Annotated in this window: 8 protein-coding genes and 1 other RNA gene; 4 read left to right on the top strand and 5 right to left on the bottom strand. The window is 49.9% G+C overall.

Features of this window, described 5'->3' with window-relative positions; all coding sequences use genetic code 11:
- Window positions 1-297: 297 nt before the first annotated feature.
- Together LKK83_RS30220 and LKK83_RS30215 are read right to left on the bottom strand one after the other, a co-directional pair.
- Window positions 298-663 carry a hypothetical protein gene (locus tag LKK83_RS30220; protein WP_324635174.1) on the bottom strand — a complete coding sequence of 122 codons (366 nt, stop codon included), beginning with the start codon at window positions 661-663 and terminating at the stop codon, window positions 298-300.
- Between the two features lie 384 nt (window positions 664-1,047).
- Window positions 1,048-2,328 carry a valine--pyruvate transaminase gene (locus tag LKK83_RS30215; RefSeq protein WP_324635173.1) on the bottom strand — a complete coding sequence of 427 codons (1,281 nt, stop codon included), beginning with the start codon at window positions 2,326-2,328 and terminating at the stop codon, window positions 1,048-1,050.
- A gap of 380 nt (window positions 2,329-2,708) precedes the next feature.
- Between LKK83_RS30215 and LKK83_RS30210 the strand changes: the two genes are divergently transcribed.
- The gene (locus LKK83_RS30210) at window positions 2,709-3,542 is read left to right on the top strand and encodes a Tab2/Atab2 family RNA-binding protein (RefSeq protein ID WP_324635178.1); all 834 of its coding nucleotides are present in this window, start codon (window positions 2,709-2,711) and stop codon (window positions 3,540-3,542) included.
- A 92-nt stretch (window positions 3,543-3,634) separates the two neighbouring features.
- Here LKK83_RS30210 and LKK83_RS30205 read toward each other — a convergent pair whose 3' ends face one another.
- Together LKK83_RS30205 and LKK83_RS30200 are read right to left on the bottom strand one after the other, a co-directional pair.
- Window positions 3,635-4,240: a hypothetical protein gene (locus LKK83_RS30205; RefSeq protein ID WP_324635172.1), complete on the bottom strand. Its 606-nt coding sequence runs from the start codon at window positions 4,238-4,240 to the stop codon at window positions 3,635-3,637.
- A gap of 207 nt (window positions 4,241-4,447) precedes the next feature.
- Window positions 4,448-4,651, bottom strand: a complete 204-nt coding sequence (locus LKK83_RS30200; protein WP_324635171.1) for a hypothetical protein — start codon at window positions 4,649-4,651, stop codon at window positions 4,448-4,450.
- A 235-nt stretch (window positions 4,652-4,886) separates the two neighbouring features.
- Between LKK83_RS30200 and LKK83_RS30195 the strand changes: the two genes are divergently transcribed.
- The 3 genes from LKK83_RS30195 (at window position 4,887) to LKK83_RS30185 (ending at window position 10,190) form a co-directional block, all read left to right on the top strand.
- Window positions 4,887-5,759: an S-methyl-5'-thioadenosine phosphorylase gene (locus LKK83_RS30195; protein ID WP_324635170.1), complete on the top strand. Its 873-nt coding sequence runs from the start codon at window positions 4,887-4,889 to the stop codon at window positions 5,757-5,759.
- Between the two features lie 379 nt (window positions 5,760-6,138).
- Window positions 6,139-9,294 (top strand): response regulator, encoded by a 3,156-nt coding sequence (locus LKK83_RS30190; protein WP_324635169.1) that lies wholly within the window; start codon window positions 6,139-6,141, stop codon window positions 9,292-9,294.
- Between the two features lie 92 nt (window positions 9,295-9,386).
- On the top strand, window positions 9,387-10,190 hold the full coding sequence (locus LKK83_RS30185; RefSeq protein WP_324635177.1) for a creatininase family protein: 804 nt from the start codon (window positions 9,387-9,389) through the stop codon (window positions 10,188-10,190).
- A gap of 206 nt (window positions 10,191-10,396) precedes the next feature.
- On the opposite strand, the gene ssrA is transcribed toward LKK83_RS30185, so the two are convergent.
- Window positions 10,397-10,792: a transfer-messenger RNA gene (ssrA, locus tag LKK83_RS30180) on the bottom strand.
- Window positions 10,793-10,849: the final 57 nt, after the last annotated feature.

Here is a 10,849-nt window from a genome sequence, read left to right as displayed (position 1 = left end):
CTGGTCTTCTGGTCAGGTGAGCTTGGGAAAATAAAGTCTTACCAAGCCCCTCCCTTTAGGGATGGGGTTCCTGACGGTGGAGGATGTCAAGAGCTATGCTTGCGGGTAAAGTGCTACCCTGGGACAATTTTATAATTTATCAAATTTCCGCCCATCATGCGATCGCAATTTTATCGCAATTTTAATCTGCGCGAAACCCACGCCACAGAATAGAGCCGCACCCGGTAGGATGCGGCGCTCAGAAAAGGCGATCGCGGATGTGGGGTGAGTCTTTACCCCCTTCCCCGGAACCTGGGATTATCGACGCTCAACCTGATTGGGGTTGCGGGTTCCAGGGGCGTCTGGATTATCGGGATTCAGGGTTTCTTCCGCATTTTGCTCGATGACTTTGGGGATATTTTCATTCAGCTTTCTAATATTTTTCAATCCCGTATCGCCAATATTTTCATTCGGGAAATCTTCGGCTTTTTCTTGCACTCTTTTGGCTGTAGCGCGATCGACTTGTTCGGGATTATCTTCCGGGGTGAGGAGTTTGGCCGCTTGTGCTTGATTTTGGGAACCGAATGCGAAAGCGGAGCTGAACATCAGGGCGATAGTTGCCAAACTCACGGCGATAATTTGACGCAAACGAATTCCTTTCAGCCAAGTGATTAGTCGATTCATAAAGTTCTCTAAATTACTACTTGATGACGGGATAAACGGTATCGAAGCAATCTCTTTTAAAGGGTTATAAGATTTATTGCCAAGCCGCAACCTATTTCAAAGTAGCGTGGGGGCATGGAGAATTTGTTCTGTCAAAAGAGTGAAATCTTTTTATTCCAATGGGGAGAGACTGAATCGGCCAGAGTTTTGTCACGACAGCCATGCCGCAGAAAGGGGGGGATATAAATCAATAAATAAAGCCCGCTGAGGCGGGCTAAGTTAAAAAAAATAATTGCATCGGCAGCGGATTGGGGAAGAAATGCAGGGGAGAAGAAGGAAAAACCCCCATTGGCAAGCAGTTGTGGTGGGAGGGAGCGATCGCGCCGATTGAGTAGAGGGTTCGGGTTAAGCAACCGAGGAGGTTTGACAGACTTTTTGCACCACTTTTGCCAGACGTTGCATGCCGGTGGCGATTTCTTCATTGGTCGCGGTGAGGCTGATGCGAAGACATTGGGTTTTGTGAGGCCAATCTTCATTCAAACCGGGGAAGAAACTGCTACCGGGAACCACGATCGCGCCGGCTTTTTTAATTTCTTGATAGAGGTCCCAATCACAAATCGGTAAATCTTTAATCCACAACCAAGAAAAGATTGCGCCTTCGCCGCGATGCAGGAACCAGGGGAGGTCTTTGGGCATTGCTTCGTCTAAGGTATTTTCCACCACGGCGAATTTTTTCTGATAGTGGGGACGGATGACGGTTTCAGCGATCGCGCCGAGTGCGCCAGAGGCGATCGCCCGCGCGGCGATCGCTTGTCCGTATCGCGAGGAGTGGATACACAAGTTGGTCTGGAAGGACTGCAACACCTCAATGATACGTTGGTCGCCGATGGCGATGCCAATGCGTTCCCCGGGCAATCCCGCTTTGGACAAGCTCATGCAGTGAACGATATTCCCGCCAAAAATCGGCGTCATTTCGGTAAAATTCAGGGCGGGATAGGGCGGCGCATAGGCGGAGTCTATCAATACCGGCAGGTCATAGGGTGCGGCTAAATCGGCGATTTTACGCACTTCTTCATTGCTCAGCACGTTGCCGGTGGGATTGCACGGCCGCGAGAAAATCACGCACCCGGTGGTTTCGTCGATCGCTAATTGGCTGAAATCGGGGCGGTATTTAAACCGATGCATCGGTTCGTCTACCTCTAAGGTGGGTTTGTAGGCCATTAAGGCTTCCGGAATTAACGTGACGCCGCCATATCCGGTATAATCGGGACTCAGGGGAAGGATGATTTTTTTGAGTTCGCCGTTGTCAGTGCGTCCGCCAAAGGCGTTGGCGGCGTAGAAGTAAATGGATTGACTGCCCGGACTGATGAGAATATTGCGATCGCTGAGATTTAAGCCATAGCGTTGGTTAAAATCGGCTTTGACGGCATCGATGAAGGGCTGATATCCTTGGGAGGAACCGTAGCGACAGACCACTTCGCCATAGTCCGGACTTGCCAATAACTCGGCGGTGGAATCTCGCCACAACTGCTCGACTTCGGGCAAAATCACCGGATTGCCGGCACTCAAGTTGATAAATTCCTGACCCTTTGCAGCTGTGAGGGTTTCGATAATATCTTTCATAATCGCCCGCACGCCTGTCAGGTGGGACATCTGTTCGCCAAATTGAGTCAGGTGAGGATTCATTAGATTATTTCCTAAATGTTGGACACTCCGCGTCTTCACGCCGGGGAAGAACCGACTAAAATTTTAACCTGAGTCCCCGTTAGGCAGTGGGTTTTTCCGTGGCGCTGAACCGAGGAATCCACACCACCGGGTCCGGTTAGGTGGCATTATAAAAAGTTGGGGCGGGAGACCCCGCATTTTCTTTCGCGCAGTGCTGACCCGGTGGGTGTTGTCCACTGCTTTGAAAGATTTCTTCATTTTAGCTGATTTCTGGGCGTTGCACAGGGAGATTTGCCCCGAGAAAGGGGTAGGATGGGGTTCTACCACGAGCCGGATGCGCCGTAGGGATTGGGGTGGCAATGCTATGGTGGATTGTGGTGCGGTGAGTTCTAGCTCTAATGATGCAGATTTGGCAGGCTGATTTTTATCGACGTCCGTTACAAAACGAACGCGGGGAGCGGTTGTGGGAGTTGGCAATCTGCGATCGCGCGGGGGATTTTCGCTTTAGCGATCGCTGCGTTCAGTCTGAGGCGAAGGTGTCCTGGTTGGTCGATCGCCTGCACAAGGCCAGTGCGGGTCATCCCCCGGCGGCGATCGAGGTGTTTCGTCCCCAGTCTTTGAGTTTAATTCAAGAAGCTGGGAAGCAACTGGGGGTGCCGGTGATCCCGACCCGCCGCACCCAGAGTTTGAAACAATGGCTCTTGCAAAAAAGCCAAGAGTATGCTAATGAGCCAAATTACACCCACGAAACCTACGACCCCCTGGCGGTAGACCGACCGCCACCGATTCCCCTACCGGAAGAATTGTGGGGCGATCGCTGGCGGTTTGCTCGGGTCAGCGCCGGCTATTTGCTCGATGTATTTGGCGATCGACCGATCCCGATCCGCTCGATTCCCGAATCCCTCAACCCCTTCAATCTCGGATTAGCCTCTACGGTGGCGATCCCGGGGGCGGTGGTGGATGGCGGACGACAATCTATGCGACTGGCGCGCTGGTTGGAAGCGGTGCAACCAGTGGCGCTCAATTACATTCCCGGTGCTCCGGATGGATTGATCTTAGAAGCAGGGTTGAGCGATCGCTGGGTATTAGCCACCTTTGAAGATAAAGAAGTGGCCGCCGCTGGATTGAATTTTCAACAACACAAACAACTGTGCAAGGGTTTGCACTTTTTGCTGGTGCAACCGGATGACTCGGGTCAAACTTATACCGGATTTTGGTTATTGCAAAATGCCTGAATATTGATAATTTCTAGTTTTCAAAAGGCAATTGCAAGGGGTGGCTTTTCCCCAGGAAATCGGCAAAATAATTAACAGATTTGCTGAGAATTTTATGCGGGACTGTCTATCAGTTGCACCAGTTTGCCCAGAATGGATTCAAAAGGAGGTAATGAATATTCATTCAGGTCAATCGTCACGGTTTGATGTTCTAATTTAAGGAAGCGCCACAGGGTGTCGGTAGTGACTGCACCGTAGACCGTGGCAATCGAATTTTGGTTTTGCTGGTTAAACCGCCAAGCGGCAACCATTGTGGCAATACACTGTCCTAATCCGCCTTTCAGGTCTTCTTTTTTCGCTTCCACAATGGAAACCACAGGTGCGGTAATATAAAGTTGTTCGGTAGAACGGCTCAATAAGAAATCGCAAACGCCAGTCAGTCCGGCATCGGGTTCCACTTCAAATTCTTCGCCAGAAAATAAACTACAGGGGGAATTGGCAATTTCTTTGGCGGCAAGCAATAAGGGACAAATCAACAGTTCAGAGCGGGCTTTTTCCGTGTTTAACGCAATGGCTAGGGTGAGGTTTTTTTGTAAGTATTCGGCGAGATAAGGCGGAAAAGATTCCTGGCGATCGCGATTTAAAAATTCCACACCTTCTACCAGAGTAAGGTTCAACTCTATGACCGCTTTTTTTAGGGTAAACTGGCTATAGGACATGGTAAACCCTCGATCCAATCGCAATTAGCAGGTTTAATTTTACCCCAGTTAGGGGTGAAGCGAGTGGGGGATTTGCGAAGGGAGATTGTCACGGGTTGCTCGAATCGCCAGGGCTATGTTTTGGGGGGATAGTTAGGGAGGGGCTAGGAAAAAAATTTCTGACCTGACCCCCAATAGGATTTTGAATAAATTGCATTAGGAAGACCTTTAATCAACCACCCGGATCGTACCGCGTTGGACGGCATCAAAGACGCGGTTGATATAGTCGTTTTCGATTGGGGTGAGGGTGTCTTTCGAGAGCAGACTGTTCATTAGGAGCTGTTGGTCAACGCGACTGAGCTGGCGAAAAGTAAAGATGCGATCGACCAGTTTATCGATGGGAATTTTTGGGGGATGGGTTTGAGCAAACATAGGCTTGACAAGGTTTTTAACATCCAAAAACTTGCATTTCTTTTATTTTTAAAGATTCTGTAAAGCGGTGTGGCGATCGCAAACACCGAGGAAATGTGACAATATGTTTCAAGCCGAGTGACAGCCGTCATTGACAAAAGGGGATATCTTTGTGGTATGCAAACGCCCTTTTCCCAGAAATGCGAATTTCTAGGTAAAATAGCGGGGCATTTGAAAACCACAGAAGGAAAACGTCATGGAACCGGTAAAAATCGGCATTCTTGGTGGCAGTGGCCTTTACAAGATGGAGGGACTGCACGACATTGAAGAAGTTAAAGTAGAGACCCCGTTTGGGTCGCCCTCGGACGCCCTAATTGTGGGTACCCTAGATGGCACCCGGGTGGCATTTTTGGCGCGTCACGGTCGCGACCATACCCAGATGCCCTCGGAATTGCCGTTTCGCGCCAATATTTATGCGATGAAGAGTATTGGGGTGGAATATTTAATCTCCGCCTCAGCGGTAGGTTCTCTGAAAGAAAATGTTAAGCCGTTGGATATGGTGGTGCCGGATCAATTTATCGATCGCACCAAAAACCGGGTGTCCACCTTTTTCGGGGAAGGCATCGTGGCCCACATTGCCTTCGGGGATCCGGTCTGTCAGGAGTTGGCGCGGATCCTCGCCGATGCGGTGGAAAGTCTGAACTTTCCGGACGTAACCTTGCATCGCCAGGGCACTTATGTGTGTATAGAAGGTCCGGCATTTTCCACGAAGGCGGAGTCGAATCTCTATCGCAGTTGGGGTGCTTCGGTCATCGGAATGACGAATTTACCGGAAGCAAAATTGGCGCGCGAGGCAGAAATGGCCTATGCCACCCTGGCGCTGGTGACGGACTACGATTGCTGGCATGATGACCATGACAGCGTTTCGGTAGATATGGTGATCGAGAATTTGAAGGCTAATGCGATCCACGCCCAGAAGGTGATTCGCGAAACCGTGCGCCGATTGAGCGAAAATATGCCCGAGAGTCAGGCCCATTCGGCGTTGCAGTTTGCAATTTTGACCCCTCTAGATATGGTGTCGCCGTCGGTGAAAGATAAGTTACGGGTATTGTTGCAAAAATATTTATAAATAACCTACCGTTTCCCGCCCTTGTTTTCATGTCAGGGTCAATCATGGCGTTGGGGAGGGGATAGCCCATTCCCCGTCTCCTTTCCCCATCGCCGATAGCCATCAACTATGGTTTTGGAGAGAGCTGGCGGTAAAATTGGACGATAAACATTCAGGTTTTTAGCTACAATAGAAGCGGCCAGAGAGCGGGTGAGTATGGAGTTTCACGGTGGCCGAATTCGCGAAAACTGGAGGCCATTTCCTCCTCAACTGTTGGCGCGCTCCACCGGATATAGCCTCGTAATCCAATGGATTCTTTCACCTGAATCCCCTAATTGAATCGCGCCTCCCGCAAAGCACTAGATTAGACGGGCAGCACACAATCCAAGCAATGATAGCAATGAGTAAAAAATCGAGGGTTTCGGGCGAACAGACGGAGAGAGAAGTGTGGAAAGTTACCATCGCCCATGAGGATAGAGCAGTCCACGCAGCCATTGGTTTGGCCCTAGAACATGTCAGGATTGATGAAAAACCTTTAACTGTGATGTCCGCGTTTTCCGAGTCAGACGCGAAGGCACTCATCGCCACCCATCCGGATACGGCGTTGATGGTAATAGGGGGGAAAATGGGCGGAAATGAAAAGGCGGGAGGGGGTTTGGTTCCCTGGATTCGCGAACAGCTCAACAATCTGTGGGTGCGGATGATTGTCCTTCAGGAGTGCGCCGAAAAACCGATAGAAACTAACTGGATTCTCCAGTTCGATATTGAGGAGTGCATTCCCCAAGAAGAGCTGAGACAGGAGCGATTGAGAGACCGGGCGATCGCGGCGGTGAAAGCGCATCGAAACCCCCCGGCGGTGCGGGCTGTTCCCACAGGCATGGGGGGCATTTTAATTGTGGAGAACAATCCCAATGACCGAGAGAATTTAAAAAAAATATTATCAAATGAGGGCTATCAAGTCACAGCCGTGGAGACAGGAGGAGCGGGAATTGATGCGTGCCAAAAAGGATTTCCCGAATTGATAATTTTAAACGTTCAGATGCCAGATTTAGAGGGAATAGCAGTCTGTAAAACGTTAAATTCCGATGAAAAAACGCGAGAGATTCCGGTGATTTTCGTGATGGATGCGACGCAGTTGCACCGGAAAGAAGAAGGGTTTGCGGTGGGGGGTGCCGATGTGATGGTTAAACCGCTATCCGCAGCAGAAGCGATCGCCCGGGTAAAATTGCACCTGGAAAACCAAAACCTGAAGCAGCAGTTAGAGCAGCAAAATCAAAATCTGCAACAAGAAATCGAAAGTCGGCAGAATTCACAGGCGCAATTGCGCTTGCTAGAACGAGCGATTTCCGAGTCTACGAATGGGATTGCGATCGCCGATGCGAGATTGCCAGACAATCCGGTGGTATATGTAAATGCGGGATTCGAGCGCATTACCGGGTATTCGGCGTCAGAAGCGATCGGCAAAAACTGTCGGTTTTTGCAGGAGAGCGATCGCCAGCAACAGGCCCGCTTTGCCATTCGCAAGGCTTTAGCCAAGGGAGAACCCTGTAAAGTATTGCTGCGAAACTATCGCAAAGACGGCACGATGTTCTGGAACGAATTGAGCATTTCTCCAGTGAGGAACGAAGCGGGAGAGATTACTCACTATATCGGCGTGCAGTTTGATGTGAGCGATCGCCAGCGCGCCGAAGCCGCCCGCCGCGAGCGAGAACAATTTTTACGCAGCATCTACGACGGGGTAGAACTTTGCATATTCGCGATCGATGTGGGCGAAACCGGAGAATTTAGGTTTGGCGGGATAAATCCCGCGCACGAACGATTAACGGGTTTTTCTGACAAGGCAATCCGAGGCAAAACCCCCGAAGAAGTTCTGCCTGCGGAGGTGGCTGAAAGTATTACCCAGCGCTATCAAACTTGCGTGGAAAAGGGGACGGCAATTTGCTATGAAGAGTGCTTGCCTTTGCATGGGGAAGCAACTTGGTGGCTGACTACTCTCACACCCCTGCGAGACGAGAACGGAAAAATCTATCGGATCGTGGGAACTGCGAGCCAGATTGGCGATCTCAAACGGGCGGAAGAACAACTGCGAGAAGCTGCATACGCCGCCGAAGCCGCCAACCGCGCCAAAAGTGCTTTCCTCACGAATATGACTCACGAATTGCGAACGCCGCTCAATGCCATTTTGGGATTCGCGCAGGTGCTAGATAGCAGCCCCAATCTCACCGCCCAGGAACGGGATTATTTGAAAATTATTCAACGCAGTGGCGAAAATTTTCTTGGATTAATTAACGATATTCTCGAATTTTCTAAAATGGAAGCCGGACGCACCACGATCCGTGAAGAGGAGTTTAATTTACTGCAACTGTTGCGCGATATTAAAGAAATGTTTCGCCTTAAAGCCGAACAAAAACAGTTGAAACTAGATTTTATCTTGGCTTCTAATTTGCCGCGCTACGTCCGATGCGATCGCTTCAAACTGCGTCAGATTTTAATGCATTTGCTGAGCAACGCCATTAAATTTACCCGCCAAGGGGAGGTGATTCTACGCGGCACTTACCTGCGCGACAACTACTCCAAAACCACGAGTCGCTTGCATTTTAGTATCAGCGATACGGGGGTGGGAATTGCACCGTCAGACCTGGAAACCTTGTTCGATCCGTTCGTGCAAACCGGATCGGGGAAAAAATTCCAAGAGGGTACGGGATTGGGGCTGGCAATTTGTCGCCAATATGTGGAATTGCTAGGCGGCGAAATTGACGTGACCTCTAAATTGGGAATGGGAAGTACGTTTTACTTTGAAGTGCAGGTGAGGCCACTGGAAAGCCACAATTTCGCATCAGTTTCCGCCGCAACGACTCGCGATCGCCACACCATCACCTGGGAATCCCCCCAAACCGAGTATCGCATCTTAATTGTCGATGATTCTCGGGACAACCAGAAACATCTGGCACAATTGCTCTCACCCCTGGGATTTCAACTGCGCGAAGCGGGCAACGGAGAGGAAGCGATCGCCCTGTGGAAAGCCTTTCATCCGCATCTGATTTTGATGGATATGAATATGCCGATTTTAGATGGGTACGAAGCCACTCGCCAAATTCGGGCTGAAGCACAAGGGATTCCCCCCAATGCTTCTCCTCCTCCCCCACCGGCGATCGTCGGGATGAGTGCGAGTCCCTTGTCTGAGGAAAAATCCGCTGCTTTCGCGGTGGGTTGCGATGACCTGATCGCCCCACCGATTCAATTGTCCACCCTGTTAAATAAAATCGCACAGCACCTTAATATTCCCTACTTAGATGCAGAAGAAATGCGCCAATCACCCTCCCTGGAAAAACCAAGCGATCGCGCCATTATTCACAGCTTTCTCTCGATGCCTGCGGAATGGAAATCTGCCCTAGAACAAGCCACGTTAGGATTAAATTATAGCGAATTGCTCAACCTTCTCGCGCGCATTCCTCCCGAACATGCGTGTTTGGCGGCACAACTGCAAACCGCGATCGATAATTTCGACTATGAAGGCATTTTACAGCTCATTGAGCAGGCTCGCAAACTGGGCTAACTCTCCCCATTTTTCAGGCGATCGCGGCGATAAACTCCCGGTTCCCCACTGATTTACTCACTATTTCAAGTCAATTTCAGGTGAAAACGATGATGCATGGCTTTATTCCTCCCCAGCGGTTTTTTGCATATCTCAGTTGGCCGCAAATCGCGGCACTGCCCGATAAAAACAATACGGTTTTAATTCAACCGTTAGGGGCGATCGAACAACATGGTCCTCATTTACCGCTGATTGTGGATAGCGCGATCGGGATGGCGGTGTTGGGTAAAGCCCTGGAAAAGTTAAATCCCGAAATTCCCGCCTATGCTTTGCCCCCTTTATATTACGGCAAATCTAACGAACATGGAAAATTTCCCGGCACCATTACTTTAACCGCCGAAACCTTATTGGCTACTTTAATGGAAATTGCGGAAAGTTTGTATCGGTCGGGATTTAGAAAATTAGTGTTAATGAATTCCCACGGTGGACAACCGCAAGTGGTGGAAATTGCCGCCCAAGATATCAAGGTCAAACATGAGGAGTTTAACGTTTTTCCTATCTTTACCTGGCGCGTGCCTAATATTAGTAAAGAATTGATGGCGGAAAAAGAGCGATCGCTTTCCATGCATGCCGCCGATGCCGAAACCAGTTTGATGTTGTCTATTTTGCCCGAATGGGTTAATATGGAAAAGGCCGTTGCTGAATATCCCCCGCCGCGACCCGACGGTAGTTTATTGGGCACCAAAGGAGCGCTCACCTTTGCTTGGGTGACGGATCAAATCAGTGACAGCGGAGTGGTGGGAGATGCCACGGCGGCGACGAAAGAAAAAGGCGATCGCATGTTAGCCTCCCTCTCCGATGGCTGGGTCCGCTTGCTCGAAGAAGTGTACGGATTTGGACGCGATCGAAATCGATAACTCGCCGATCGATTATACCGATTTTCAACCCTAAGGATAGGGTGAGGAACCCACCCCTCGCCGCCTAGAGACGATAAATCCCATTTCTATAAACGGGAATCCGCGAAGCATCATACGAGTGGGAGGAGAAATAGCCGAAACGGTGCTAAAAACTTGACACCCCCCTTGATACCAAGGGGGGTGAAAATGTATGGCTGAGGGTTGGGTAATGGAGCCTAGGGGAATCGAACCCCTGTCTTCAGTAGCTATTGACTTTCCGATCGTTCACAGGCTTAGCTCTTCTAACCCTCAGAGCGGGGACCATCCATTATCCCGGATGACAGGATGCAATGGTTTAGTCTTAGCTAGCAATCAACCAGAGAAATCTTGCTAGAGCATCCGTTGGGGTTTTGTCCATAGACCTTAACGGAGTCGGACTACAGACCGCTCAAACCTAGTGGAGGTTTTTTTTACGCAGCAACAGGAGCTGCTTTGCGAGCGAAAGGAACGATGTTGTTCGCAGTTACTTTTTAAAGTTGAGCCTTGGATTTACGAGAGATGACTCACTCTCGGCCTGAATCACGGGTTAGCTTTCACTACCGAATCGAAACCGGTAAGGCCCCGTGCGTTCTTACTTCCATTATAATCAAAATTTTAAGAATGACAAGTGGAGGGGAAAA

Origin of the sequence: Phormidium sp. CCY1219 (genome assembly GCF_035615515.1) — a bacterium.
Classification (GTDB): domain Bacteria; phylum Cyanobacteriota; class Cyanobacteriia; order Cyanobacteriales; family Laspinemataceae; genus CCY1219.
Note: the sequence above shows the minus strand (reverse complement) of the source record. Positions and strands in the feature narration are given on the sequence as shown.